The organism is Tsukamurella sp. II2bb (assembly GCF_057815145.1).
The window spans coordinates 224,613-250,567 of sequence record NZ_JBYPZI010000007.1 but is presented as its reverse complement, the minus strand read 5'-3'; the positions used below and the strand labels follow the sequence as shown (position 1 = coordinate 250,567).

The window sequence follows — 25,955 nt, the reverse complement described above, 5'->3', positions numbered from 1 at the left end:
GACATGAAATTCGCGACCTACTCCGACCAGAGCAGCACCCGGGCTGCCGTGCTCGAGGACGACCTCCTGTACCCGGTCGACGGTGCCGAGTCCGTCCTCGACATCATCGGCGACGGCCTCGATGCACTGCTGGCCCGCGGCCGGGAGGCGCGTGCCTCGGCGACGCCGGTCCCCCTCGCCTCGGTGCGGTTGGAGGCGCCGATCCGGCCCCCGTCGATGCGGGACTCGATGTGTTTCCACGAGCACATCCGCAACTGCATGGGCGAGGTGGACCCGCTGCACCACCGCTTCCCGGCCTTCTACGTCTCCAACCACACCGCCGTGCACGGCCCGGCGGACGACGTCCCCGTCTCCCCCGGATGCGAGGCGTTCGACTACGAAATGGAGGTCGCCGCCGTGATCGGACCGCCCGGCACGAACATCGCGCCGGCGGACGCCCGGGACCACATCGTCGGGTACACGATGTACATCGACTGGAGCGCACGGGATCTGCAGATGGAGGAGATGGGCCTGCGGCTCGGGCCGGCCAAGGGCAAGGACGGTGCCACCACCCTCGGCCCGGTGCTCGTCTCCGCCGACGAGTTCGAATCTCGGCGTGCGGGCAAGGGATTCGACGTCACCATGTCCGTCGCGATCGATGGACAGTCGATCAGCACCGGCAACTGGTCGACGATCGACTGGTCCTTCGACGATGTCGTCGCCTTCACCTCTCGCGGCACCTCGCTGCAGACGGGCGCCGTCCTCGGCTCCGGCACCGTCGGCAAGGGATGCCTGTACGAGCAGCGGGTCCTGGATCCGGACGGTTTCCGTGGTTGGCTCCGCGAGGGCGAGACCGTCACCTTCGAGGTCGACCTCATCGGCCGGATGGACGTCCGCATCGCGGTCCCGATGATCAAGCATCCGCTCAGCTCGGGCCACTGACCCCGAGGCGGTGCCCGTCAGCCGACCGGCACCGCCTCGGGCAGCTTCCACTCGCCGCTCAGTACCGACTGGTGCGGCTGGTACAGCCGGACATAGTAGTTCCAATTCGGCGGGGTCGGAATGCAATTGACCGGCGCCGGGGTGGCCGTGCACCCGCCGAGGTTGACCTCGACGGAGCCGTCCGGGGACTTCACGGCCGTCGTGCTGTTGACCGTGTACGAGTTCTGCGGGTTCGCCACGAAGTAGCCGTTGGGTCCGTAGACGCTCACCGACCAGAATCCGTCGGCGGGAACGTCCTTGAGCGTCAGCCGGTACGGGGTGGCGCCGTCGTTGCGCTGGGGAGTGACGGAGAAGTACGTCGCCTCCCGTTCGGGCAGGCCGCCCCAGGCCGCGGCGGTGTTCACCAGGTGCCGCATCTCATCGACCTCCCCGGGCTTACCGAACGACCGGTTCAGGTCGGGCAGCGTGCCCGCCAGGGTGATCAGGGCCTCGCGCACCCGGGCCATCGACGGGGCGTCCCACTGCGGGATCTCGAACTTCCCGGGCCCGCCCGGCTGGCTCGACTTCACTTGATCTTGCAGCGCATGGACTTTCGCGACGTCGTCCGGCGAGTTCGGATCGACGAAGATCCGGATCGAGACGAACATGTAGCGCGTCCCGATCCGCGCTCGGTCGATTCATGCGCACGACGGCCTGACGGTCGAGCGGAGTCAGCGTCCGGGTCGTGTGGAACTTCCCGAAGCCGCCGGCGGCGACGATCCGTCCGAACTGGGCGTCCGTCTCGGCGCGGGTGAAGTTCTCCGCCGTCACGGGCAGCGGCCGGTCCAGCGGGTACTCGCGGGCAGCGGATGCCGGCGAGGACGTCGCCGGTGACTCTGTGGGGCCGGAACCGCAGGCCGCGAGCGTTGCGAGCGACATCAGCGCGATGAGTGTGGGGATTCGCCGGAAGGCCATGCGGCCACGATTCCAGGTGGGCACGGCTCCGTCCAGGTGAACGCGACCACACCGCGGACGCACGAATCCGGCGACGCGAGCGGCGGTAGCCGGGAAGATGAGCACACAGGGAGACACATAGCCCAGGCGTCGACGGAAGTGGCCGTGGATCGTCGGCTCGCTGGTTGTCGCTCCTCCAGCTTGGAGCATGAGCTGAGCGAGCACCGGTGCGCAGGAGAGCGTAGAGGCGTAGTCTAAGGAAGAGTTGATTTCCCACCAGGATCCCCTTGGTGCTCTCGGCTTGCTCATCGGAACCCTGTTCCGGATCGGAGCGTCCTCATGACGCATCCACTTCCCCCTATGGCACCCGTACCGGCGCGGTTCGAACTGAAACCGATCGGGTCGATTGTGGGCGCGGTCGACGGCGTCTGGTGGCCCCGCTCACGCGACCTGCGCGACGAGCTGGCGCAGGTCTACCCGCTGCTTCGCGACCGCGTCTGCCAACTCGAGAGGGTGTGCTACCGCTACTCGAACTGGGATGCGGCCCCTCGGAAGGTGTTGATCGACGGCGATGTGGTTCGGCTGGACGGCTACACCACCCAGGAACTCGACACGGTTCGATTCGTCGGCATCAAAAGGTCTTTGGTGTGCGCCCTGATCCCGCCGGGCACCGACCAGGATGTAGCGGCGCTCGCCTCCGTGCTGGCGATGACCGGCGCACTGTCCCAGCTTGCGCACACCTTCAATGTGACGGCGACCGAGACCGCATCCAGGCTCCATCAACGCGAGGACGCTGAGCGCGTGTGGGATAGCGAGGGTGGCCATGCCCCACCGGTTTCCCGAAGCGCTCCGGCTGTCGCTGTGGTCTCGCCATGAACGAGCATCTGCGCATTGCCATGGACCCCATCACCACCTACCGCAACCTCGACGGCTCCGTCGAACGATGGTGGTCGGCCCGCACCATGACCCACCGCCAAGTCACCATCGAGACCACGATCAAGACGCTCGACAACAGCGCCGGCGAACTCTCCGCCGCCGACGTAGAGCTACTAGTCACCGACCGGAAGTCACCGAGACGAATCGGGATCCCTATCGCCGTGCTTGACAGCGTCATCGCCGCCCTGACCACCGCGCGGGACGACGCAAGGAGCATCGTTTCCACCGACCCGGGCACCGAGTGAGCTCACACGCTCATCCCGGGCCCGATGCTCTACGCCGACTCCTGAACCGGGGGCCCGCCCGGGACGGAATCCCCACGCCGATACCCGGCCGAGTACTACTACCGCACCGGACCTCACTCCTGCGCGGGATCGACGGAGTGTGGTGGCCCCGCAGCCGAGATCTACAGGCAGAGCTCCCCACAGTGCTCCCCTCGATCGGGTTGAAACTGCAGACCCTGGAGTGCATCCACTTCAGCCCTATGGATTGGACCACCCGCGCCCGCCGATTCCCGGCACGTGACGGCGACGCCATCGAAACCCGTCACCTCGTCACCGCGGGCTTGGTGGTCTTCACCGGCCCCCGAGTCGCGATCATCTACGCCCTCATCGCCCCGAATGCGTCGACATCGGTCGCGGAAGAGATCGCTGCCCGCCACCTACCTAAATGAGCGTTACAGAGTTCGCATCTCGTCAGAACGGACGGTAATCAGCGATGCCCATCAGACCCCACCGACTGCCGACGGGCGCGCCGGCATCGAGCGCACCTCACGCCAAACACCGGTTGGACACCGGCACAGAGCGCGTACGACTGGCCCTCGATGACAACCTGACAACTGGCCTGTGGTGGCCCCGCTCCACCGACTACGTCGCTGAGATCCGTGATCTCGCCTACAGCTGCGGGTTGGCACTCGAGCAGGAGATCATCCGGATCACCTTCGCGTGGAACCATGACACCGCTGAGCACGTTCGGGCGATGAGAATCCGTGGCCTCGCACTTGAGGACCCCGATCACGGGCAGCCGCGTGAAGAGATGCGCGTTCATCCAACGGCGGGTCGAGTTCTGCGCCTCATAGTTGTGCCGCCTGCGGCACGGCGACGCGGTAATCACGCCGCGCAGGGGCAGGCTAGCCAGGTGCCGGGATTGCACAGCGGAGAATCCGGCACGTATCTGACACGCACCGCGAGGACATCTACGAGATGTAAGAATTGAGCGTTATGAGCGTAGTGAAGATCAACGCAATCCACATCCCCGAGGGCGCGGGCCCCGAGCTCGAGAAGCGCTTCGCGCACCGCGCGCACGCCGTCGAGAACTCCCCGGGCTTCCTCGGATTCCAGTTGCTGCGCCCCGTCAAGGGCGACGACCGGTACTTCGTCGTCACGCAGTGGGAGTCCGAGGACGCCTTCGCCGCATGGCGCGACGGTCCGGCCCGCGAGGCGCACGCCGGCCAGCGCGACCCGGGCGGCAGCGAGGGCCGGAAGCCCGTCGCCTCGGGCGCCGACCTGCTGGAGTTCGAGGTCGTCCTCGACGTGCAGGGGAAGCCCGCGCAGTAACCGGTGCGACTCCGAGCCTCATGGGCCGGGGCTTGCGTGCACCCCCGGCCTATGAGACTCTCGTCACGGACATGTGACTGGTAGTGCAGGCAGGATCCGAAGCTCGGCGAATCTATTCGCCCCTTCGGGTCCTTTTTTTATTGCCCGAAACACCCGAGTCACGCTCTGCAGAACGAAGGAGTAAGGATATGAGCGGACCGCAAGCGGCACGCGACATTCTCGCCGGAGTCGGCGGTGGTGGGAACATCAGCGCCCTCGAACACTGCTCCACGCGGTTGCGGTTCTCGCTGGTGGACGACTCGGTCGTCGACGAGGCGGCGCTCACAGCGATCCCCGGCGTCGTCGGTGTGGTCAAGGGGCCGCAGACCCAGGTGATCGTCGGCACCAAGGTGGCCGACTACTACGCCGCGATCGAGCGGCTGCGGGGCCCCGCGGCCGCCCCCGGCGCGCCCGCCGACAAGGGACCGCGCACCCTGCGCTCCGTCGGCGGCACCGTGATGGACTTCGTGGTCAGCGTCTTCGTCCCGATCATTCCCGCCATCGCCGGCGCGGGTGTCTTCAAGTCGATCCTCATCCTGCTGTCCACCGTGGGCTGGCTGCCCAGTACCTCACCGAACTACAAGCTGCTGGCCACGATCCCCGACGCGGTCTTCGCCTTCCTGCCGATCCTGGTCGCGTACACCACGGCGAAGAAGCTCAACGTGAACATCCCGCTGGCGCTGGGCACGGTGGCGCTGCTGTTGTTCCCCGCCTTCACCACCCTCGTGGGCCAGAAGGGCGGCGCCGATCTCTTCGGGCTGCCGGTGCCGGTGATCTCGTACTCGGCGCAGGTCTTCCCATCGATCCTCGCGGTGCTGCTGTTGTCCGTGGTCGAGAGGTACGCGACCCGATGGACCCCCGGCCCCATCCGGACCTTCTTCGTACCCATGGTGTGCCTGATCATCGTCTCGCCGCTGCTCATCTTCGTGCTCGGCCCGCTGGGCTTCTGGTTCGGCAGCCTGCTCACCAGCGCCATGCTGTGGATGCACAGCACGCTCGGCTGGGTCGCGATCGCACTGCTCGCCGCGGTTCTGCCCTTCGTGATCTCCGTCGGCATGCACAAGGCCTTCATCCCGCCGACCATCGCGGCGGTGGCGGAGCACGGCCGGGAGAGCTTCTACCTGGTGGCCTCGCTGGCCCACAACATCGCGGAGTCGGGCTCGAGCTTCGCAGTCGCGATCCGCACGCGGAACCGCACCCTCCGCGGCACGGCCATCTCCGCGGGCGTCTCCGCGCTGTTCGGCATCACCGAACCCGCCCTCTACGGCGTCACCCTGCAGAACCGGCGGGCGCTGATCGCCGTGGTGGCAGGCTCCTTCCTCGGCGGCGGCTACCTCGGCCTCACCGCGGTCAACGCCTTCGTCGTCGTGAGCCCCGGCGTCGCCAGCTTCTCGATGTTCATCGAACCCGGAGTCGTCTCGAACGTGGTCAACGCCGGTATCGGCGCCCTGATCGCCTTCCTCGTCGCCTTCGTCGTCTCGCTCGTGCTGTGGCGCGACGGTGACTCGGCCACGCTGCGCGCGCTCGCCGCGGAGACCGGCGGCACCGCCCCGGGCGGAACCACCGCACCGTCGACGACGGGGCCCGAGGCCGACGCGCCGACGGGTACCGCACCGTCGGCCGAGGAAACCGTGAGCGTCGTGCCGGTCGCGGCGCCGATGCACGGCGAGGTCATTCCCCTGACCGAGGTCGACGATGCCGCCTTCTCGGCGGGTGTCCTCGGGACCGGCGCGGCGATCCGCCCCACCGACGGTGCCGTGCACGCCCCGATCGCGGGCACCGTCATCAGCATGCTCCCGTCCGGGCACGCGGTGGGTATCCGCGGTGCGGACGGCATCGAGGTCCTCGTCCACGTGGGCCTGGACACGGTCCGGCTCGAGGGCGAGCCGTTCACCGCCCACGCCGCCCAGGGCGACACCGTCGAAGCCGGCCAGCTGCTGATCACGGCCGACCTCGACGCCATCCGGGCCGCGGGATACGACACCACCACCCCCGTCGTGCTCCTGAGCCGGGGGGTGGAGACCACCTCCGCACCGACGGGTACCGTCGCCGCAGGTGCGCCGCTGTTCGCCGCGATCCGGAAGGCTGCTCACAATGGCACTGTCTGACGATTTCCTCTGGGGCGGGGCTCTCGCCGCCAACCAGTGCGAGGGCGCCTGGCGCGAGAGCGGGCGCGGCGCCGCCGTCTCGGACGCGGCGCGGTACCGCCCGCGGGTCGACCCGAAGGAGTACGCGGTGCACCACCAGTGGACCGTGGCCGGGATCCAGGAGGCGATGGCCGACGACGATCTCGCCTACTACCCCAAGCGCCGGGGCATCGACTTCTACCACCGGTTCCGCGAGGACCTGGCACTGTTCGCCGAGATGGGCTTTCAGGTGCTGCGGGTCTCGATCGCGTGGACCCGCCTGTACCCGACCGGCGAGGAGACCGAGCCGAACGAGGCCGGGATCGCCTTCTACCTGGAGCTCTTCACCGAGATGCGGCGCCTGGGGATCGAGCCGCTGGTCACGCTGTCGCACTACGACCCACCGCTCGCCCTGGCGCTGAAGAACAACTGCTGGGTCGACCGGGGCACGATCGCACTGTTCGAGCGCTTCGCCCGCACCTGCTTCGAGCGGTTCGGGCACCTCGTCACCCGATGGCTCTCGTTCAACGAGATCGACGGGATCCTCCGGCACCCCTTCACCTCCGGCGGGATCATCGAGGAGACCGTCCCCGGCGGCGAGCGCGAGGTCCGGCAGGCGGTCTACACCGCGCTGCATCACCAGTTCGTCGCCGGCGCCTCGGTGACGAGGATGCTGCACGAGATGTGGCCCGGTGCGCAGATGGGGTGCATGCTCACCATGCTGATCACCTACCCCAACACCTGCCATCCGGACGACGTGGCGGCGACCCAGGCCAAGGAACGCCTGCTCTACCTGTGCACCGACGTGCAGGCCGGTGGCGGCTACCCACGGCTCGCACTCAACGCACTCGCCCGGCAGGGGGTGTCGATCCCCTTCCAGCCCGGCGACGAGGACCTGCTCCGGGACCACCCCGCCGACTACATCGCGCTCTCCTACTACATGTCGATGACCGAATCCGTGCGCCCCGATGCCGAACGCACGCCCGGCAACACGGTGCTCGGCGTCAAGAACCCGTACCTGGCATCGTCCGAATGGGGCTGGCAGATCGATCCCGTCGGGCTGCGGATCGCACTGATCGATCTCTACGACCGGTACGGCAAACCGCTGTTCATCGTGGAGAACGGCCTGGGCACCCGGGACGAGCTGACTCCGGACGGGCGGATCCACGACGAGTACCGGATCGACTACTTCCGGTCCCATTTCGTCGAGATGATCCGGGCCGTCGACGAGGGGGTCGAGTTGCTCGGCTTCACCGCCTGGTCCCCGATCGACTCGATCAGCGCGTCCTCGTCGCAGATCACCAAACGGTACGGCTTCATCCACGTCGACCAGGACGACCTCGGCGTGGGCCCCGGAACCCGGCGGCGCAAGGACTCGTTCTTCTGGTATCAGAAGGTGATCTCCTCGAACGGCGCCGACCTGGCATGACCGGCGGTCAGACCATCAAGAAGGTGCTCAACTCCTCCGTGGTCCTCGTCGAGGACGCCCACGGGGTGGAGCGGGTGCTGCTCGGCAAGGGCATCGGGTACGCCCACCGGCCGGGCGACCCGGTGCGCGACGACGCCGGCGATCGGGTCTTCGTCGCCCTCGACGACACGGACCTGCGGAACTTCGTCGAGTTGCTGAGCCGGATCCCCGTGCGGTTCGTCGAGCTGGCACGGGGGATCGTCGCGAGCGCCGAAGCGGCGGGCCTCCAGTTGGACCCGCACATCTACCTGACGCTCACCGACCACCTGCATTTCGCGGTGGAACGGCACGGCCGGGGTCAGGTCCTGGTCAACCGCCTGACCTGGGAGGTGCGCACCGTCTACCCCCGGGAGTACGAGATCGCCGTCGCCGCCCTGGAGACCGTGCGCGCGGCGCTCGGGCTGGACCTGCCCGAGGACGAGGCCACCAACATCGCCTTCCACCTGGTGAACGCGAGCACCGCCCACCCCGACGTCGATTCGATGCAGGTCGCGCAGCTGATCAAGTCGATCAGCACGATCGTCACCAACTCCATCGGCGTCTCGCTGCACCGCGACAACCTGCTGGGCGCCCGGTTCGCGGCGCACCTGCAGTTCTTCGCCGAACGTCTCCTCGGCGGCACGCTACTGTCCGGCGACGACTTCCTCTACCGGAGCCTGCAGGCCCGGCAGCCGCGCGCGATCAGCGCCGCCGAACGGATCCGGGAGTTCGTGCTGACCCGGCACGACGTCCGGATCCCGGACGAGGAGGTGGCGTACCTCGCCCTGCACATCGCTCGGGCCTCACCGCCGCAGTAGCGCCGGGCGGTGCCGTCACAGCCAGGCGCCGGAATCCCAGGTCAGGAACGACTCGAGGCTGGCCGCCGGATGCTGCTGGGGGTGGTTCGTCGAGAGGTACGCGCCGCGGTAGAACAACAGCGGCTTGGCGTCATCGACGTCACCCAGGTGGTGCACGCGACCGATCACGATGTGGTGGTCACCGCCGTCGAGCACGTTCTCCAGGGTGCAGTCCATCCACGTCAGCGAGCCGTCGATCGTCGGATTGCCGAGCGGCGACGGCGTCCACTGCAGGCCCTCGAACTTGTCGTCCACGGACCGCCCGAACGCCGTGCTCACCGACTCCTGCTCCTGCCCCAGGACGGAGACCGCGAACCGCCCGGCGGCCTCGATGTGCTTCCAGGTCCGCGAGGTCTTCATCGGGCAGAACAGGACCAGCGGCGGATCCAGCGACAGGGCCGCGAAGGACTGGCACGCGAAGCCGACCGGCTTGTCCTCGACGTCCGACGTCGCGATGATCGTGACGCCGGTGCAGAACTGCCCCATCACATGTCGGAACGTGCGCTGGTCGAATGCCGCCTCGGTCATGCTGCCAACCTACTCCCGCGGCCTTCGACGGTGCGCGGCCGACCACGGGCAGGCACGCCCCACGACCGCGGGCGTCCGGTCTGTGCTCGGCCGACGCCCGCACCACCGATCCGCTCGTCGTGATCCGTATCCGGTTCCTCGGCCGGCGGGAATCGCCGTGGCCACCATGAAATCGCGAACGCCCGTGCCGCACGGGGCGTACATTGCGCCGGTGACACGCAGGCAGGTCTGGGAACGGCGGACCAATCCACTGATGATCGCGCTGGCGCTGGCCTTCCTCGCGGTGTACGCGACGCAGGTGCTCGACGTCGCGCCGACGCCACTGGTGCGACGTCTCGTGGACTGGAGCGACATCGCGATCTGGGCGGCCTTCGTCGCCGACTACGCCATCAGGGTGTGGTTGTCGACGGACCGATGGCGGTTCGTGCGGACTCATCCGATCGATCTCCTCGCGATCGCGATGCCGCCCTTCCGGCCGCTCCGCGCGCTGCGCGCGGCCCCGCTCCTGCTCGGCGGCCTGCACCGGGCGCGGTTGACCCGCGCCCGCCTCGCGGTCTTCATCGGCACCACGTCGGTCCTCGTCGTCCTGCTGTGCAGCCTGGCTTTCCTGGACGCCGAGCGCGGCGCGCCGGACACGAAGGTCACCGGTTACGGCGACGCCCTCTGGTGGGCCGCGGTCACCGTGACCACCGTCGGCTACGGCGACGTCTACCCGGTCACCGCCGAGGGCAGGGCCGTGGCCCTGTTCCTGATGGTCTTCGGGATCGGCCTGATCAGCTTCGCGATCGGCACCGCGACCAGCTGGGTCGTCGACCGGCTCAAGGCCGTCGATGCGAGCGCCCGCCGCACCGACCAGGAGGTCGACGAGCTCACCACCGAGGTGCGCGCCCTGCGCGAGGAGATCGGCAGGCTCGCCGCGGCGGCGGCCCCGCGGTCCCCGGGCGACGACGGTGCGGTGCCCGAGAACGCGAGAAGCCGTCACCCCGAAGGGTGACGGCTTCTCCGGCTCGGTGGGCGTCGCGTCGAGCTCTACGCGCTCTCGCCGGGGGTCGTCGACGAACCATCGGCCACGAGAGCCGGCACGGCGTCGTCGGACTTGTCCACGTCGCTCGCGGGCTTCGGCTTGCCCGTGAAGGTGAACCGCGCGTCCTCGCCCTTGCCCTCGCCGTCCCAGCCCTCGACGTCGACCTCGACGATCTGGCCCGCGCCGACCTCACCGAACAGGATCTTCTCGGACAGAGCGTCCTCGATCTCCCGCTGGATGGTGCGGCGCAGCGGCCGGGCACCGAGGACCGGGTCGAAGCCGCGCTTGGCGAGCAGGGACTTGGCCTTGGCGCTGACCTCGAGCTCCATGTCCTTGTTCTTCAGCGCGGTGCCCACCCGGTTCAGCATGAGATCGACCATCTCGATGATCTGGTCCTGCGTCAGCTGGTGGAAGACGACGATGTCGTCGATGCGGTTGAGGAACTCGGGCCGGAAGTGCTTCTTGAGCTCGTCGTTGACCTTCTGCTTCATCCGGTCGTAGTTGGCACCGTCGGAGTCGCCGGAGCTGAAGCCCAGGCCGACCGCCTTCGAGATGTCTCCCGTACCGAGGTTCGACGTGAAGATCAGCACCGTGTTCTTGAAGTCGACCGTGCGGCCCTGACCGTCGGTCAGGCGGCCGTCCTCGAGGACCTGCAGCAGCGTGTTGTAGATCTCGCTGTGCGCCTTCTCGATCTCGTCGAAGAGCACCACGGAGAAGGGCTTGCGGCGCACCTTCTCGGTGAGCTGGCCGCCCTCCTCGTAACCCACGTACCCGGGAGGGGCACCGAACAGGCGCGAGGCGGTGAACCGGTCGTGGAACTCGCCCATGTCGATCTGGATGAGCGCGTCGTCCTCGCCGAACAGGAAGTTCGCGAGCGCCTTCGAGAGCTCCGTCTTACCCACACCGGACGGGCCGGCGAAGATGAACGAGCCCGACGGGCGCTTCGGGTCCTTCAGGCCCGCACGCGTACGGCGGATCGCCTTCGAGACCGCCTTGACGGCGTCCTCCTGACCGATGATCCGCTTGTGCAGCTCGTCCTCCATGCGGAGCAGACGGGTGGTCTCCTCCTCGGTGAGCTTGAAGACGGGGATGCCGGTCCAGTTGCCCAGGACCTCCGCGATCTGCTCCTCATCGACCTCGGCGACCACGTCGAGGTCACCGGCGCGCCACTGCTTCTCCCGCTCGGCGCGCTCGGCGATGAGCTGCTTCTCCTTGTCGCGCAGCGACGCGGCCTTCTCGAAGTCCTGCTCGTCGATCGCCGATTCCTTCTCGCGGCGCGCGTCGGCGATCTTGTCGTCGAAGGCGCGCAGGTCCGGCGGCGCGGTCATCCGGCGGATGCGCATGCGCGCGCCCGCCTCGTCGATCAGGTCGATCGCCTTGTCCGGCAGGAACCGGTCGTTGATGTACCGGTCCGCCAGGGTGGCGGCGGCGACCAGCGCGCTGTCGGTGATGGAGATCCGGTGGTGCGCCTCGTACCGGTCGCGCAGGCCCTTGAGGATCTCGATGGCGTGCTCGACGCTCGGCTCGCCCACCTGGACGGGCTGGAAGCGGCGCTCCAGGGCGGCGTCCTTCTCGATGTACTTGCGGTACTCGTCGAGCGTGGTCGCGCCGATGGTCTGCAGTTCACCGCGGGCCAGCTTCGGCTTGAGGATCGACGCGGCGTCGATCGCACCCTCGGCGGCACCCGCCCCGACGAGCGTGTGCAGCTCGTCGATGAACAAGATGATGTCGCCCCGGGTGTCGATCTCCTTGAGCACCTTGCGCAGGCGCTCCTCGAAGTCACCGCGGTAGCGGCTGCCGGCGACCAGGGAGCCCAGGTCCAGCGTGTAGAGCTGCTTGTCCTTGAGCGTCTCGGGCACGTTGCCGTTGACGATGGCCTGCGCCAGGCCCTCGACCACGGCCGTCTTACCGACACCGGGCTCGCCGATCAGCACCGGGTTGTTCTTGGTGCGCCGCGAGAGCACCTGCATGATGCGCTCGATCTCCTTGGACCGGCCGATGACCGGGTCCAGCTTGCCCTGCGCCGCGGCAGCGGTCAGGTTCCGACCGAACTGGTCCAGGACCAGGGAGGTCGACGGGGTGCCCGCCTCGCCTCCGCCGCTCGTCCGAGCCCCGGCGCCGGCCGGCTCACCACCGCCCTCCTTGCCCTGGTAGCCGGACAGCAGCTGGATGACCTGCTGGCGCACGCGGTTGAGGTCGGCGCCCAGCTTCACCAGGACCTGGGCTGCGACGCCCTCGCCCTCGCGGATCAGGCCGAGCAGGATGTGCTCGGTGCCGATGTAGTTGTGGCCGAGCTGCAGCGCCTCGCGCAGCGAGAGCTCCAGGACCTTCTTGGCACGCGGCGTGAAGGGGATGTGACCCGACGGGGCCTGCTGGCCCTGCCCGATGATCTCCTCGACCTGGCTGCGCACTCCCTCGAGGGAGATGCCCAGCGATTCGAGGGCCTTCGCCGCGACACCCTCACCCTCGTGGATCAGGCCCAGCAGGATGTGCTCGGTGCCGATGTAGTTGTGATTGAGCATCCTGGCTTCTTCTTGCGCCAGGACGACGACGCGACGAGCGCGGTCGGTGAACCTCTCGAACATGGCCATTTTCCTCACATCCCGGTTACTTCGGGGACCGGCCGGGGCCGGACCCGCAGATAGCCGTCTGCAATCAACGTCTTCTCACTGTAGTTCGGACCGGAAGGCGATGGTGTCGGCAGTGCCCCGCCCACGGGGTCGCGGGCACCGTCCGTCCGCCTTCCGGATCCTGATACACCAGGTCAAACGCGCCCCCACCGGCTTTTGATCCCCGTTCCGCCGTGAGCGAAACGACCCCGGATACGACGCCACCCCGGCGCACCGGGCGCCGGGGTGGATCGAAAAGCGATCAGTTGGCCGCGTTGTAGGCGTCGATGACGTCCTGGCTGATCCGGCCGCGATCGTTGACCTTCATGCCGGACTTGCGAGCCCAGTCGCGGATCGCCGCGCTCTGCGAGCGGTCGATCGGCGTCCGGCCGCGGGGAGCAGCGAGAGCACGGGTACCGCGCTTACGGCCACCCGCCCGACGAGCATTGGCGACCCATTCCTCGAGGGACCCCCGCAACTTCGCCGCGTTCTTGGCCGAGAGATCGATCTCGTAGGTGACACCGTCCAGACCGAATTCCACGGTCTCGTCGGCGGTCTGCGTGTCGTCAACGTCGTCGACCAGCGTAACGGTGACCTTGCGCGCCATAGTTTTGGCCCCTTCTCGATTTTCGCTTCGAATGAGTCGTTCAGTCGGAGTCTATACACACGAATGAGCTATTCACGATTCAAACCCACCGAATAGGGTCGCGATCCGGTAACGATTCGGGTCGCCGAATCGGTCGAGACCGGGCGAAGTGCGCACAGGATACCCGATTCGCCGAATTCCGGGACTACGCAGTGGTGAGCAGCGAACGCACTCGATCGGCCCCCACTGCCAGCAACAGCGTGGGCAGTCGCGGCCCCGTGTCGCTGCTCACCAGGAGCTGATAGAGCAGCACGAAGAATGCGCGTTGCGCTGCGGCGAGTTCCTTATCGCCCTTCACTATCTGATCCGCGCCGAGTCCACGCTGCACCTTGGCGACGCCGTACACCTGATGCGTGATACCCGCCAGTGACCAGTCGTCCTCGAGCCGGCCGAGGCCCGCCGGAGCGGGCGTACCCGAGCCCTCCAACAGCAGCCGCAGTCCCTCGCGCTGCTCCTCGGTGAGCGCGGCCAGCAGCTCGGCGTCCGGCTCCGTCCGCACCCGGGTGCGCTCGTCCGCGGGCATCTGCTCGGCGACCCAGGTCGCGGCGAGGTCGAGCCGGGGGCGCAGCGGCTCCAGACTCGTCAGCGGGTCCTCCGGTTCGAGCGCGGCGAGGATGCGCAGGGTCTGTTCGTCGTCGCCGGTGGTGATGTCGATGACCGAGGCCAGCGTCTTGTACGGCATGGGACGCGGCGTGAGCGGCAGCTCCCGCAACTGCCCCGACGCGCTGTCCCACACCGATGCGGCGCGCGCATGGGCGGCGATGTCGCCGGGCTGGGCCTTGTCGCTCGCGGTCTTGCGGACCAGGGCGTCCCACTCGTCGTAGGTGCGCGGCAGCTCGCCGTCGAGCGCCACGTCGAAGGACTGATTGGGCTTCTTGCGCCCGTACAGCCAGCGCAGCAGTGGCGGCTCGAGGTAGCGCAGCGCGATCGCGGCCGTCGGGACGCCGCCCTTCGACGACGACATCTTCGCCATTCCGCGAATACCGACGAAGGCGTACATCGGGCCGAGCGGTCGCTTCCAGCCGAAGATCGGCGCCACATCCTTGCCGACCGCGAAGGAGGACCCGGGCGATTGATGATCGACACCGGAGGGCTCGAAGGTGACCTTCTCGAAAGCCCAGCGCATGGGCCAATCCACCTTCCACACCAACTTCCCATCGGTGTGTTCACGAAGAACGACGGTCTCGGTGTGGCCGCACCGGCACGTATATGTGAGATCGGTCGAGTCGTCGTCGTACGCGGTCACCGTGGTGAAGTCGGTGCCGCACACGGAGCAGTAGGGCTTGTACGGGTAGTAGCCGGTTTCCCCCGATCCGTCGGCGTCCTCCGCCGCGCCCGACGCCGCCTCGGTTTCCTCCGAATTCCCGTCCGCCGCCGGAGTTTCGCCGCGATCGAGCGTGCGATACCGCTCCAGGATCGAATCAATACGCCCGCGCTGGGCCATCGCATGCAGAACGGAGTCGATGTACGCACCGGAGGTGTACATCTCGCTCTGACTGATTCCGCGGTACTCGACGCCGAGTTCGTCGAGCGCACCCTGCAATTCGCGACGGAAATGCTCCGCCCAGTTCGGGGCGTCCGAGCCGTGCGGCGCGGGAACACGGGTCAGCGGCTTGCCGATGTGCTCCTCCCAGGAGGAATCGACGCCGGGAACGTTGGGGACCTTCCGGAAACGGTCGAAGTCGTCCCAGGAGATGATGTGCTCGACCGCCAGCCCGCGGCGGCGCAGTTCGTCGGCCACCAGGTGCGGCACCATCACCTCGCGCAGGTTGCCGAGGTGGATCGGCCCCGACGGCGAGATGCCCGACGCCACCTTCACCGGGGTGTCGTTCCGCTCGGCGAAGGCCACGGCCTCATCGGCGAGTCGGGAGACCCAGTCGTCCAGGGGAGCGTTCAGTTCCGTCACGGACCGTCATCTTACCGCCGCCCACTCGGCCCCCGTACCCGGCGAGACGCCCCCTACCCGACGGTGCCGGTCGTCCCCCGCGCGGCGCCGACTCCCCCGCCCAGCGTCGGGCGGCACCGTCGGGCGGGCTAGGCCTCGTGCGCGGCGAACTGGTCCACGGCCCGGCGGTACGCCGACGACTCCGCGGGCACGCCCGCGCCGGGGGCCAGCCCCAGGGCGAGAGCGCGGAAGCCACCGTCGACCGACGATGCCTGCACGCCCCGGTCCCGCAGGCGGGTGGCGATCGCGGCGGCGGTGGCACCGTTGCCGCTGACCAGCAGCCACTGCGCGTCGGGGCCGGCGGCGGCGAGGCTGGTGGGCAGGCCGGGAACGAGGCGGGCGGCCACGGCGGCCGCGTCGACGGCGACGGCGCCCGGCAGGATTCCGTCGCGGTTGCGCTCGGACTGATCCCGCACGTCGACGACGATCTGACCTGCGGCGGGGGTGAAGTGCACGGCGTGCATCGAGAATCTCCAGGAGGGAGGCGGAGCGCGGAAGGGCGCGTCCGGGCAGCGGAAGGGGGCCGGGTTCCTAGCGGACCCGACAACACTCCATGCAGCTGCGCACCTGGCTCATGAGAACGAAGCTAGCACCCCGGCCCGGCCACCGGCAAGGATTGCGATCATGCGTGACGCGAATCCCGCGTGCGCCGCTCCCGCTGCGCTCGATTAGCTCGTTCGCGCAGGTGGACGGCCCGCAGCCCCTGCAGGGTGAGGTCCGCCCGGTGGTCGGTCACCGTGCGGCACTCCTGGGCGATCCCCTCGTCGAAACCGCCCGTCGCGACCACGCGGGCGTCCGGGACCACCGCGAGCGCCCGGCCGACGAGCGCGTCGACCATACCCGCGAAGCCGTAGATGATGCCCGATTGCAGCGCCTCGACGGTGTTCTTCCCGACCACCGACCGCGGCGGCACCAGCTCGACCCGGCGCAGCGCGACGGTCCGCTCGGCGAGGGCGTCCAGCGCACTCCCGACGCCCGCGGCGATCGCGCCACCGAGGAACTCCCCGCGCGCGCTGACCACGTCCACCCGCGTCGAGGTGCCGAAATCGACCACGATGCACGGCACCCCGGCGGCGCGCCCGACCAACTCGTACGCGCCCGCGGCGTTCGCCACGCGGTCCGTGCCCACCTCACGCGGATTGTCCACCAGCAGCGGGACGCCCGTCTTCACACCCGGCTCCAGGATCACGTGCTCGGCCGCCGGGTAGTAGCGCGGCATCACCGCGCGCAGCGAGCGCAGCAGCTCGGGCACCGTCGAGAGCGCGCTGACACCGGCGACGTCCGCGGGATCGAAGCCGCCGCCGGTGAGGAAACCGCTGAGGATCAGCGCCAGCTCGTCCGAGGTCATCCGCGCGTCGCTGCGCAGCCGCCAGGTGCCGAGCAGTTCCTCGCTCTCGGCGGATGCGAACAGCCCGACGGTGACCGAGGTGTTGCCGGCGTCGATCGCCAGCAGCATCAGGCCCGTGCCTCGACCAAGGGGCCGCTCCGCCGGCCCGTCACCAGGCCGAAGCCGTCCGGCACGTGCGCGGCGTCCGCGCTCAGTTCCACCGGCTTGTTGTCGGCGTCGACGAAGACGACGCTGGGCGCGTAGGCCTTCAGCTCCTCCTCGTTCAGCTGGCTGTAGGCGATGAGGATCACGACGTCGCCCGGATTCACCAGATGCGCTGCCGCACCGTTGATCCCGATGACACCGCTCCCCCGCTCACCGGCGATGGTGTAGGTCTCGAGCCGTGCGCCGTTGGTCACGTCGACGATGGCCACCTGCTCCCCCTCGAGCAGGTTCGCGGCGTCCAGCAGATCCGCGTCGACGGTGACCGAACCCACGTAGTGCAGGTTCGCCTCCGTCACCGTGGCGCGATGGATCTTGCTGGTCATCATGGTGCGCAGCATTACGGTGCCTCCTGTCCCGGCTCCGCCAGGAAGCCGGTGCCGATCGCGATACCCACGTTGTCCAGCAGGCGGGTCGTCCCCACCTTCGCGGCGACCAGCAACCGGCCGTCGCCCTGCTCTGGCGCGACGCCCAGGTCGGGGGCGCGCAGCTCGAGGTACTGCACGTCGATCTCGGGGCGCGAGGCGAGCACCTCGTTCGCGGCCGCCAGGATCGCGGTCTCGCCTCCCTGCGCGGCGTAGGCGCCGGCGAGCAGGGCCGCCGACAGCGCGGTCGCGGCCTCCCGCTCGTCCTCGGACAGGTACACGTTGCGCGAGCTCATCGCCAGGCCGTCGGGCTCGCGGACCGTCGGCACACCGACGATCTTGACGTCCATGTTCAAGTCCGTGACCATCTGCCGCACCAGCACCAGCTGCTGGTAGTCCTTCTCACCGAAGTACGCGGCGTGCGGCCGGACGATGTTGAACAGCTTGTTCACCACGGTCAGCATGCCCGCGAAATGCGTGGGCCGGCTCGACGCCTCCAGGCCGTCGCCCGCCGGGCCGGGCTGGATCGTGGTCCGCGGGCCGTTCGGGTACATCTGCGCCGCCGAGGGCGCGAAGACCAGCTCGACGCCGGCGGCGCGCAGCTTCTCCACGTCCGCGTCCAGGGTGCGCGGGTAGGCGTCCAGGTCCTCGTTCGCGCCGAACTGCAGCGGGTTCACGAAGATCGACACCACCACGACCGCGCCGTTCAGCTTGGCGGCGTGCACCAGCTCCAGGTGTCCCGCGTGCAGCGCACCCATGGTCGGGACGAAGGCGATCTGCCGCCCGGTGGACTTCAGCGCGGTGGTGACCTTCGTCAGCTGCGCCGGGTCGTGATGCACCGTCAGCTGACCGGGGATGTACGGGCGGGTGGGTGCACTCATCGGTTTTCCTCAGTTCGGTTCTCGAGGGCGGGTTCGATCATGGCTGTCGTTCCGGATTGGGCTGCAGCGCGCCGGGACTGGGCCCTGTACGCGGCGGTGATGGCGGGATCGACGGTGTCGATCGCGGCCAGGTGCCGGGCCACCGCCTCCGCGTCCCCGCGAGCGGCCGGCCCCGTCAGTGCCGCCGGTCCGCGGGCCAGGGCGTTCTCGAGCGCGGCGCGGGCGAGCGGCGCCAGCACCCGCTCGGCCAGCGAGTCGACGGAGCCGCCGCCCAGGAACTCGGGATCGTCCAGCCCGGCCCCACCGGCGAGCGCCGCACGCAGGGCGAGCACGGCATCGTCGACCAGCGCGACCAGGTGGTTCGCACCGTGCGCGAGCGCCGCGTGGTACAGCGGCCGGGACGACTCGGGCACCCGCACGGGCTCGGCCCCGAGCTCGAGGGCGAGCGCCTGGCCCACGGCGTGCCCGATCTCGTCGGCGGCCGTGATGCCGATGCAGGCGGCGGCGAGCCGGACGGTGTCCTCGGGATCGTCGACGAAGGTCATCGCGGGATGGAAGGCGATGGTGGTGCAGCCGAGCCGCGCGAGCGGCGCGAGCACTCCCACGCCGAGGGCGCCCGAGGTGTGCAGCACGATCGCCGACGGGTTGATCCGCGCCGAGAGCTCGTGGACCAGCGCGGGGAGCTCGGTGTCCGGCACCGCCAGGATCAGTAGCTCAGCCTTCTCCGCGACCGACGACGGTGCGCCCACCGCCGCCTCGGGCAGGCGGAGCGCGGCGCGCTCGCGGGAGGAGGCCGACGGTGCCGAGACCGCGGTGACGACGTGCCCCGCCCGCTCCAGCGCGGCGCCCAGGGCGGTGCCGACGCGGCCGGCGGAGATCACGCCGACGGACAACCGCGCCGGAGTGGGGGGATTGGGGATGCCGGACAGTGCACTCACGGCATCGGGCGAGCTACGAGAACTCGACATGGGCGTACGCCTCCAAGGGGTCGTTCCAGTCCCGCGTCGCGGGTACCAGACGGTCACGAGAAGGCTATGCCCGCGCAGGTCGCCCGGGCAACGGCGTGTGAGCTAGATCATCACTCCGGCTTGCGGCGACGGCCACCGGTGCGCTCGGTGTCGGCGTTCATGCGCGCGATCAGATCGGCCACAGTGCTGCCGGACGTGTGCTGCCCGGCGTGCCCGGAGTGCTCGACCTGCTGATCCTGCCGATCCTCGGGGGCCTGCTCCGGCGGGGTCCGCTGCGGCTGCGGCTGCGCCCAGGCCTGCTCCGGGTACTGCGGCGCCCGCGGCGGGGCCGACTGGAACGGTGAGTACGACGGGTACGGCGCGGCCGCGGGCGGGGTCGCCGCCGGAACGTCCGGCGTGTACGGCCGGGGCGGCAGCGGCGAGCGGTAGCCGGACTGCGGCGCCAGCGGCACGAAGGGCGCGTCCACGGCGGAATCCACGTGCTCGACGTCGACCGGCGCCGACTCGGCCGCCGACGCAGGTGCCGAGGCCGCCGGCTCGGCGGTCTGCTCGTCGGTGACCACGTGGAAGACGGCGGTCGGCGGGTCCTCCCGCGGGGTACCGCCGGGGACGGGCGCGACCGGCACGTCGGTCACCGTCGCCTCACTGATCGCCCCGCTCGCGACGGACGCCGCGCCGTAGTAATCGTCGACCACGGCGTCCGGCTCGGGCACGCCCGCGAAGTCCTGCTGCGCCCGGAACCGGTCGTCGTCCTCGAAGACGGACTTGGCCCGCTGCGCGTCGATCGCGCGCTGCTCCGCCGCGGCGTAGAGCTCGCTGTACGAGGGACCGAGATCCCGGCCCAGCAACTCCTCCAGGTTCGCGCGCAGCGCGAGGACCTCGGCCTTGAGCGCCGTCAACTCCTCATTCGCCTCGTTGCGCACCTCGGCGCGGATGTCGCGCTCCACCTGCAGCTCGTACTCGCGGCGCGCGCTGATCTCCCGCTCCAGCTGGAGCCCGTAGACCGTCTTGAGGCCGCTCTCCTTCGACTCCGCCGCCCGCAGATCGCGCGAGTACCGAGCGATCAGGAAGGCCGCGATCACCAGGCCCCAGACCAGCAGGATCAGCGAGACCAGGCCCCACCGGCGGTCCTCCGAGAAGACCCACATGCCGGTCCCCACCACCGCCAGCAGGATGATGACACCGAGCATCCACTGACCCGCTCCCGAGGAACGCCGCGGGACGCGCTTTCGTGAATTCGGGATCGGCGGTTGCGTCATAGCTGCGACCCTACCGTTTTCCCGAGGTCGGATTCCTCAAGCAGGCGATGTGTCGGCGGGCTGGTCGTCCGGATCGTCGGGCGTGCGGCAGCACCGCTCCAGCCACAGCGCGGCAGCGACCAGCAGGCCCGCCCCCGCCACACCGATCCACGCGCCCGGCCGGTCGGCGTGCGTCGCCGCCAGGCCGTCGCCCTCGGTGAGGAGGAAGACGAGCATGCCGCCGAAGAACCCCAGCGCCACGGCACCGAGATAGGCGGACGCCTTGGCCAGCGCCACCGCGCGCGCGATCGCGATCGGGTGGATCCGGCCCGGACCCCACCCGACCCGGCCCTCGGCCAGCCGGGAGCGGACCACCTGCGCGATGTAGAGATCGGCGGCCGCGATGCCGTAGAGCAGCGCGCCGGCCCACACCGGCACCACCGGAACCACGTCCCGCACCAGCAGGTACGAGCCGATGCCCACGCCCGCCGCGATCACCACCAGCTCGATCCAGCCGGTCGCCCGCACGGTCGGCCCGTCCGGCTCCCCGGGGTCCCGGCTCGGGCGGTTCGACGGTCCGCTCACAGGCGCGTCACCTCCGCGGTCTCGTCGGCGGGCAGGGAACGCACCAGGTCGGCGACGGTGCCGTGCCCCGGCAGCCGGGCTTCCGGGTCGGCGTCCAACCAGGGGATCAGGACGAAGGCCCGCTCGTGCGCGCGGGGATGCGGCAGGGTCAGCTCGGGATCGTCGGAGAGCACTGCTTCCCTGTCTTCCCACACGGCGATCACGTCCACGTCGAGGGTCCGCGGACCCCACCGGACCTCCCGGACCCGCTGCGCCGCGGCCTCCTGCTCGCGCGCGAAGGCGAGCCAGCCCGCGGCGTCGCGGGCCGGATCGTCGGCGAGCACCGTCGCATTGACGAAGTCCTCCTGCTCCACTCCACCCCAGGGCGGCGTGCGGAAGAGCGCCGAGGCGCGGACCAGCGCGGGACCGAGGGCGTCGATCGCGGCGCGGACGGCGACATCGGCGGCGCCCAGGTTGGCGCCGATCGAGAGCACCGCGCGGCTCACGGCACGCTCCGCGCGCCGGAACGCGAGCGCCGCGCGACGACGGCGACATCGGCGAAGGACAACGGTATCGGCGCCGAAGGCTTGTGCACCGTGACCTCGACGGCGTAGACCTTCTCGTCGGCGACGACGTCGTCGGCGATCTCCGCGGCGACGGTCTCGATGAGATTGCGCGGCTCCCCCGCGACGATGTCGTGCGCGCGCTGCGCGAGCGCGCCGTAGTCGACGGTGTCGTTCAGGTCGTCGGAGGCCGCCGCGGGCCGCGAGTCGACCCAGAGCACGAGGTCCACCACGAACTCCTGCCCGTCACGCCGCTCGTGCTCGAAGACGCCGTGGTGCCCGCGTACCCGCAGGCCCGTGAGCTCGATCCGGTCCGCCATCAGGCTCCACCCTTCTGCCACGCCTCGCTGGGTTCTCGGCGATCAACGCCGGGGGCGGGCGGTGTGCTGCCCCTCATCCACGCCGCACTCACCGCGATGGCGTCCGCCGTCGACCGGACGTCGTGCACGCGCACGCCCCACACGCCGGCCTGCGCGGCGAGCGCGGAGACGGCGGCGGTCGCCACCTCCCGGCCCGCGGGCTCGCGGCCACCGAGCAGCTCACCGAGGAAGCGCTTGCGGGAGGCGCCGACGAGGATCCGGTAGCCCGTCTCCTGCAGCACGGGCAGGCCGCGCAGCAGCGCCCAGTTGTGGCCGGCGTTCTTCGCGAAGCCGAGGCCCGGGTCCAGGACGATCCGCTCCGGGGCGATGCCCGCGGCGATCGCGGCGTCGGCCTGGTGCAGCAGTTCGTCGCGCACCTCGGTGACCACGTCGTCGTACTCGGTGATCTCGTGGTGGATGCCCGCCCACACCGGGCCCGGGGCGCCCGGCGACGGCCGCCAGTGCATGAGGATCCAGGGCGCCGTCGAGCCAGCGACGACGCGCGTCATGTCGGGGTCGGCGCGGCCGCCGGAGACGTCGTTGACGATCGTCGCGCCCGCCTCGAGCGCGGCGGCCGCCACTGACGCCCGCATCGTGTCCACGGAGACGGCGATGCCCTCGGCGGCAAGCGCCGCGATCACCGGCACCACCCGGTCGCGCTCCAGGTCGGCCGGGACGCGGTGCGCGCCGGGCCGGGTCGACTCGCCGCCCACGTCCACGATCGCAGCACCGTCGGCGACGAGGACCCGCGCCCGCGCCACGGCGGCGTCGGGATCGAGGTAGCGGCCGCCGTCCGAGAAGGAATCGGCGGTCACGTTCACCACGCCCATGATGAGCGTGCGCTCCCCCGTCACCGGCGCAGGATGAGCTCGAGCGCCTCGGCGCGCGAGGTCGCACTGTCCTTGAAGGCACCGCGGACGGCCGACGTGGTGGTGCTGGCACCCGGCTTGCGGATACCGCGCATCGCCATGCACAGGTGTTCGGCCTCGATCACCACGATGACGCCGCGCGGATCGAGCTTGCGGACCAGCGCGTCGGCGATCTGCGCGGTCAGTCGCTCCTGCACCTGCGGCCGCTTGGCGTACAGATCGACCACGCGGGCCAGTTTGCTCAGGCCCGTGACCCGGCCGCTCGTGCCGGGCAGGTAGCCGACGTGGGCGACGCCGTGGAAGGAGACGAGGTGGTGCTCGCAGGTCGAGTACATCGGGATGTCCTTGACCAGCACCAGCTCGTCGTGGTCCTCGCCGAAGGTCGTGTCCAACACCGCATCCGGATCGGTGTGCAGGCCGCCGAAGACCTCCTTGAAGGCGCGCGCGACCCGCTCGGGGGTCTTCTGCAGGCCCTCGCGGTCCGGGTCCTCGCCGACGGCGATCAGCAACTCGCGGACCGCGGCGACCGCACGCTCGTGGTCGAACGGGGCGATGGCGACCCCGTCGCGGTGGGCCATCAGCCCTCGCTCGATCGGTCGGTGCCGGACTGCTCCCCGCGCTGCCGCTCGGCGCCCTGCTCCGCCGGGCCCTGGGGGGCCTGCGGGGCCTGGCCCTGCGGGGGCCATCCGGGTGCCGACCAGCCCGCGGGGGCGCCGTAGTCCGGGCGGCTGCCCTGCGGCGGCTGCTGGCCGTACTGCCCCTGCGGCTGACCGTAGGAGCCGGGCTGCGCCGGATACTGCGGGCCGGGGTAGGCCTGCTGGCCGCCCCACTGGTAGCCGCCCTGCCCGTAGGCGGGTTGAGGCTGGTAGGGCTGCTGCCCTTCAGTACCGAGGCCCGACGGTGCCCCCGGCGTGGGCCACTGCCCACCCACCGGCGCGGGTGCGGGCGTGCCCCACGAGCCGTTCTGGCCGGCGTGGCCGTTCTGCCCGTTCTGCGCGGCCCGGGCCGCCGACTCGAGCTCCTGCTTACGGCGCTCGGCCTCCTCGTCGACCGGCGGCCAGGGCTCGCCGTTCTCGATCGCGATCTCCTTGGGGGTCTTGATCGGGGGCTTGGTCGACGGGATGCGGCTGCCGAAGTCGTCGAACTGGGTGATCCGGGGCCGCTTCTCGACGGACTCGAAGATCCGCTCGAGATCCTTACGGACGAGCGTCTCCTTCTCCAGCAGTTCACTCGCGAGCACGTCGAGCACATCGCGGTACTCGTTGAGGATGGCCCACGCCTCGGTGTGCGCGGCCTCGATGAGCGAGCGCACCTCCTCGTCGATCTGCGCCGCCACCGCGTCGGAGTACTGCGCTCCGCCGCCCATGCCGCGGCCCAGGAACGGGTCGCCCTCGTCCTGGCCGTACTTCACGGCACCCAGTCGCGCACTCATGCCGTACTCGGTGACCATGGCGCGGGCGATCTTCGTGGCCTGGTCGATATCACTGGAGGCACCGGTGGTGGGCGAGGCGAAGACCAGCTCCTCGGCGGCGCGGCCGCCCATGGCGAAGATCAGCCGGCCGATCATCTCGTTGCGGGTGTACATGCCCTTGTCGTTCTCGGGCACCGCCAGCGCGTGGCCGCCGGTACGGCCGCGGGCGAGCACCGTCACCTTGTAGACCGGGTCGAGCCCCTCGGTGGCCCACGCCGCCAGGGTGTGCCCGCCCTCGTGGTACGCGGTGACCTTCTTCTCGTGCTCGGAGATGATCCTGTTCTTCCGGCGCGGGCCGCCCACCACGCGGTCCACGGCCTCCTCGAGCGTGGGCGCGGTGATGACGGTGCCGTTCTCGCGGGCCGTGAGCAGCGCCGCCTCGTTGATGACGTTGGCCAGGTCGGCGCCGGACATGCCGGGGGTGCGCTTGGCCAGACCGTCCAGGTCGGCGTCGGGTGCCAGCGGCTTGCCCTGCGCGTGCACGCTCAGGATCGCCTTGCGGCCGGCCATGTCCGGGTTGGAGACGGGGATCTGCCGGTCGAAGCGGCCCGGGCGCAGCAGCGCGGGGTCGAGGATGTCCGGCCGGTTGGTGGCCGCGATCAGGATGATGCCCTGCCGGTCGCCGAAGCCGTCCATCTCAACGAGCAGCTGGTTGAGCGTCTGCTCCCGCTCGTCGTGACCGCCGCCCAGGCCGGCGCCGCGCTGGCGGCCGACGGCGTCGATCTCGTCGACGAAGATGATGCAGGGGCTGTTCTCCTTGGCCTGCTCGAACAGGTCGCGCACGCGGGACGCGCCGACGCCGACGAACATCTCGACGAAGTCGGAGCCGGAGATGGTGAAGAAGGGCACGCCCGCCTCCCCCGCGACGGCGCGGGCGAGCAGCGTCTTACCGGTACCGGGCGGGCCGTAGAGCAGCACGCCCTTGGGGATCTTCGCGCCCAGGGCCTGGTAGCGGGCCGGGTTCTGCAGGAAGTCCTTGATCTCGTACAGCTCCTCGACCGCTTCGTCCGCGCCGGCGACGTCGGCGAAGGTGGTCTTGGGCATGTCCTTGGTGAGCTGCTTGGCCTTGCTCTTGCCGAAGCCCATGACGCCGCCGCGGCCGCCGCCCTGCATGCGGTTCATGAGGAAGAAGAACAGGCCCACCAGCAGCAGGATCGGCAGCAGCGTGAACAGGAGCATGGAGACCCACGGCGATTCCTGCGTCACGTTGGTGGTGTACGTGACCGGCTTGCCCTCGGGGTTCTTCGCATCCTGGATGTCGCCGAGGATGTCGCGCGCGGTGCCGGCGGGGTACTTGGTGAAGACCTTCTTGTCCTCCGTGCCGGCGATCGGCTTGGCGAGGGTGACCCGCAGGGTCTGCTCGCGGTCGTCGATCTGCACGTCGGTGACGTTGCCGGCCTGGAGCTGGCTGATCACCGCGCCGGTGGCGACCGGCTTGTACTCCTTGTTGCCTCCGCCGACCATGGTGAACGCCCAGACGAGCAGGACGAATGCGGCGATGATCGCCAGCGTGCGGATGAGAGATTTCCGTTTCATATGGCTTCGCCTCGCGGCTCGTCAG

Annotated in this window: 26 protein-coding genes and 1 pseudogene; 10 read left to right on the top strand and 17 right to left on the bottom strand. The window is 69.8% G+C overall.

Annotation, left to right across the window (positions count from 1 at the left end; genetic code table 11):
- The first annotated feature begins 3 nt into the window (after positions 1 to 3).
- Positions 4 to 921: a fumarylacetoacetate hydrolase family protein gene (locus AC21LY_RS17190; RefSeq protein ID WP_489047769.1), complete on the top strand. Its 918-nt coding sequence runs from the start codon at positions 4 to 6 to the stop codon at positions 919 to 921.
- 17 nt (positions 922 to 938) lie between these two features.
- On the opposite strand, the pseudogene AC21LY_RS17185 reads toward AC21LY_RS17190, so the two are convergent.
- A pseudogene (locus tag AC21LY_RS17185) lies at positions 939 to 1,731 on the bottom strand (DUF1214 domain-containing protein).
- 483 nt (positions 1,732 to 2,214) lie between these two features.
- Between AC21LY_RS17185 and AC21LY_RS17180 the strand changes: the two are divergent.
- The 8 genes from AC21LY_RS17180 to AC21LY_RS17145 all read left to right on the top strand — a co-directional run bounded on the left by AC21LY_RS17180 (position 2,215) and on the right by AC21LY_RS17145 (position 8,776).
- Positions 2,215 to 2,730 (top strand): DUF5994 family protein, encoded by a 516-nt coding sequence (locus tag AC21LY_RS17180; RefSeq protein ID WP_489047768.1) that lies wholly within the window; start codon positions 2,215 to 2,217, stop codon positions 2,728 to 2,730.
- Positions 2,727 to 3,035, top strand: coding sequence for a hypothetical protein (locus AC21LY_RS17175; protein ID WP_489047767.1), 309 nt, complete (start codon positions 2,727 to 2,729; stop codon positions 3,033 to 3,035). Before AC21LY_RS17180 ends, AC21LY_RS17175 begins: the two co-directional genes overlap by 4 nt.
- Positions 3,032 to 3,463: a DUF5994 family protein gene (locus AC21LY_RS17170; protein WP_489047766.1), complete on the top strand. Its 432-nt coding sequence runs from the start codon at positions 3,032 to 3,034 to the stop codon at positions 3,461 to 3,463. The genes AC21LY_RS17175 and AC21LY_RS17170 overlap by 4 nt, the downstream gene beginning before the upstream one ends.
- A gap of 44 nt (positions 3,464 to 3,507) precedes the next feature.
- Positions 3,508 to 4,005: a DUF5994 family protein gene (locus AC21LY_RS17165; RefSeq protein WP_489047765.1), complete on the top strand. Its 498-nt coding sequence runs from the start codon at positions 3,508 to 3,510 to the stop codon at positions 4,003 to 4,005.
- 5 nt (positions 4,006 to 4,010) lie between these two features.
- A complete protein-coding gene (locus AC21LY_RS17160; RefSeq protein WP_489047764.1) occupies positions 4,011 to 4,346 on the top strand; it encodes an antibiotic biosynthesis monooxygenase family protein in 336 nt (111 codons plus the stop codon).
- A gap of 188 nt (positions 4,347 to 4,534) precedes the next feature.
- The gene (locus AC21LY_RS17155; RefSeq protein WP_489047763.1) at positions 4,535 to 6,493 is read left to right on the top strand and encodes a glucose PTS transporter subunit IIA; all 1,959 of its coding nucleotides are present in this window, start codon (positions 4,535 to 4,537) and stop codon (positions 6,491 to 6,493) included.
- Positions 6,480 to 7,940 (top strand): glycoside hydrolase family 1 protein, encoded by a 1,461-nt coding sequence (locus AC21LY_RS17150; protein WP_489047762.1) that lies wholly within the window; start codon positions 6,480 to 6,482, stop codon positions 7,938 to 7,940. The genes AC21LY_RS17155 and AC21LY_RS17150 overlap by 14 nt, the downstream gene beginning before the upstream one ends.
- A complete protein-coding gene (locus tag AC21LY_RS17145) occupies positions 7,937 to 8,776 on the top strand; it encodes a PRD domain-containing protein (protein WP_489047761.1) in 840 nt (279 codons plus the stop codon). Before AC21LY_RS17150 ends, AC21LY_RS17145 begins: the two co-directional genes overlap by 4 nt.
- 15 nt (positions 8,777 to 8,791) lie before the next feature.
- On the opposite strand, the gene hsaB is transcribed toward AC21LY_RS17145, so the two are convergent.
- The gene (hsaB, locus tag AC21LY_RS17140) at positions 8,792 to 9,343 is read right to left on the bottom strand and encodes a 3-hydroxy-9,10-secoandrosta-1,3,5(10)-triene-9,17-dione monooxygenase reductase subunit (protein WP_489047760.1); all 552 of its coding nucleotides are present in this window, start codon (positions 9,341 to 9,343) and stop codon (positions 8,792 to 8,794) included.
- Positions 9,344 to 9,554: 211 nt separating this feature from the next.
- On the opposite strand from hsaB, the gene AC21LY_RS17135 reads away from it, so the two are divergent.
- Positions 9,555 to 10,337, top strand: a complete 783-nt coding sequence (locus AC21LY_RS17135) for a potassium channel family protein (protein ID WP_489047759.1) — start codon at positions 9,555 to 9,557, stop codon at positions 10,335 to 10,337.
- A gap of 35 nt (positions 10,338 to 10,372) precedes the next feature.
- Here AC21LY_RS17135 and AC21LY_RS17130 read toward each other — a convergent pair whose 3' ends face one another.
- From AC21LY_RS17130 to ftsH, 15 genes are all read right to left on the bottom strand, one after another.
- Positions 10,373 to 12,952, bottom strand: coding sequence for an ATP-dependent Clp protease ATP-binding subunit (locus tag AC21LY_RS17130; RefSeq protein WP_489047758.1), 2,580 nt, complete (start codon positions 12,950 to 12,952; stop codon positions 10,373 to 10,375).
- A 286-nt stretch (positions 12,953 to 13,238) separates the two neighbouring features.
- On the bottom strand, positions 13,239 to 13,583 hold the full coding sequence (locus AC21LY_RS17125) for a histone-like nucleoid-structuring protein Lsr2 (RefSeq protein ID WP_489047757.1): 345 nt from the start codon (positions 13,581 to 13,583) through the stop codon (positions 13,239 to 13,241).
- 184 nt (positions 13,584 to 13,767) lie between these two features.
- Positions 13,768 to 15,528 (bottom strand): lysine--tRNA ligase, encoded by a 1,761-nt coding sequence (gene lysS / locus AC21LY_RS17120; RefSeq protein WP_489047756.1) that lies wholly within the window; start codon positions 15,526 to 15,528, stop codon positions 13,768 to 13,770.
- A gap of 128 nt (positions 15,529 to 15,656) precedes the next feature.
- The gene (locus AC21LY_RS17115; RefSeq protein WP_489047755.1) at positions 15,657 to 16,031 is read right to left on the bottom strand and encodes a rhodanese-like domain-containing protein; all 375 of its coding nucleotides are present in this window, start codon (positions 16,029 to 16,031) and stop codon (positions 15,657 to 15,659) included.
- A gap of 158 nt (positions 16,032 to 16,189) precedes the next feature.
- Positions 16,190 to 17,023: a type III pantothenate kinase gene (locus AC21LY_RS17110; protein ID WP_489047754.1), complete on the bottom strand. Its 834-nt coding sequence runs from the start codon at positions 17,021 to 17,023 to the stop codon at positions 16,190 to 16,192.
- Positions 17,023 to 17,457, bottom strand: coding sequence for an aspartate 1-decarboxylase (gene panD / locus AC21LY_RS17105; protein ID WP_489047753.1), 435 nt, complete (start codon positions 17,455 to 17,457; stop codon positions 17,023 to 17,025). The genes AC21LY_RS17110 and panD overlap by 1 nt, the downstream gene beginning before the upstream one ends.
- A complete protein-coding gene (panC, locus tag AC21LY_RS17100) occupies positions 17,457 to 18,362 on the bottom strand; it encodes a pantoate--beta-alanine ligase (protein ID WP_489047752.1) in 906 nt (301 codons plus the stop codon). The genes panD and panC overlap by 1 nt, the downstream gene beginning before the upstream one ends.
- Positions 18,359 to 19,330 carry a Rossmann-like and DUF2520 domain-containing protein gene (locus AC21LY_RS17095; RefSeq protein WP_489047751.1) on the bottom strand — a complete coding sequence of 324 codons (972 nt, stop codon included), beginning with the start codon at positions 19,328 to 19,330 and terminating at the stop codon, positions 18,359 to 18,361. The genes panC and AC21LY_RS17095 overlap by 4 nt, the downstream gene beginning before the upstream one ends.
- Positions 19,331 to 19,440: 110 nt before the next feature.
- Positions 19,441 to 20,520: a DUF6779 domain-containing protein gene (locus AC21LY_RS17090; RefSeq protein WP_489047750.1), complete on the bottom strand. Its 1,080-nt coding sequence runs from the start codon at positions 20,518 to 20,520 to the stop codon at positions 19,441 to 19,443.
- 105 nt (positions 20,521 to 20,625) lie between these two features.
- Positions 20,626 to 21,153, bottom strand: coding sequence for a DUF3180 domain-containing protein (locus tag AC21LY_RS17085; protein WP_489047749.1), 528 nt, complete (start codon positions 21,151 to 21,153; stop codon positions 20,626 to 20,628).
- Positions 21,150 to 21,638 carry a 2-amino-4-hydroxy-6-hydroxymethyldihydropteridine diphosphokinase gene (folK, locus tag AC21LY_RS17080; protein ID WP_489047748.1) on the bottom strand — a complete coding sequence of 163 codons (489 nt, stop codon included), beginning with the start codon at positions 21,636 to 21,638 and terminating at the stop codon, positions 21,150 to 21,152. The genes AC21LY_RS17085 and folK overlap by 4 nt, the downstream gene beginning before the upstream one ends.
- Complete coding sequence (gene folB, locus AC21LY_RS17075) at positions 21,635 to 22,015, bottom strand: dihydroneopterin aldolase (protein ID WP_489047747.1); 381 nt, start codon at positions 22,013 to 22,015, stop codon at positions 21,635 to 21,637. The genes folK and folB overlap by 4 nt, the downstream gene beginning before the upstream one ends.
- A complete protein-coding gene (gene folP / locus AC21LY_RS17070; RefSeq protein WP_489047806.1) occupies positions 22,015 to 22,884 on the bottom strand; it encodes a dihydropteroate synthase in 870 nt (289 codons plus the stop codon). Before folP ends, folB begins: the two co-directional genes overlap by 1 nt.
- Positions 22,885 to 22,904: 20 nt before the next feature.
- Positions 22,905 to 23,501, bottom strand: coding sequence for a GTP cyclohydrolase I FolE (gene folE, locus AC21LY_RS17065; RefSeq protein WP_489047746.1), 597 nt, complete (start codon positions 23,499 to 23,501; stop codon positions 22,905 to 22,907).
- Positions 23,501 to 25,930 (bottom strand): ATP-dependent zinc metalloprotease FtsH, encoded by a 2,430-nt coding sequence (ftsH, locus tag AC21LY_RS17060; RefSeq protein ID WP_489047745.1) that lies wholly within the window; start codon positions 25,928 to 25,930, stop codon positions 23,501 to 23,503. Before ftsH ends, folE begins: the two co-directional genes overlap by 1 nt.
- Positions 25,931 to 25,955: the final 25 nt, after the last annotated feature.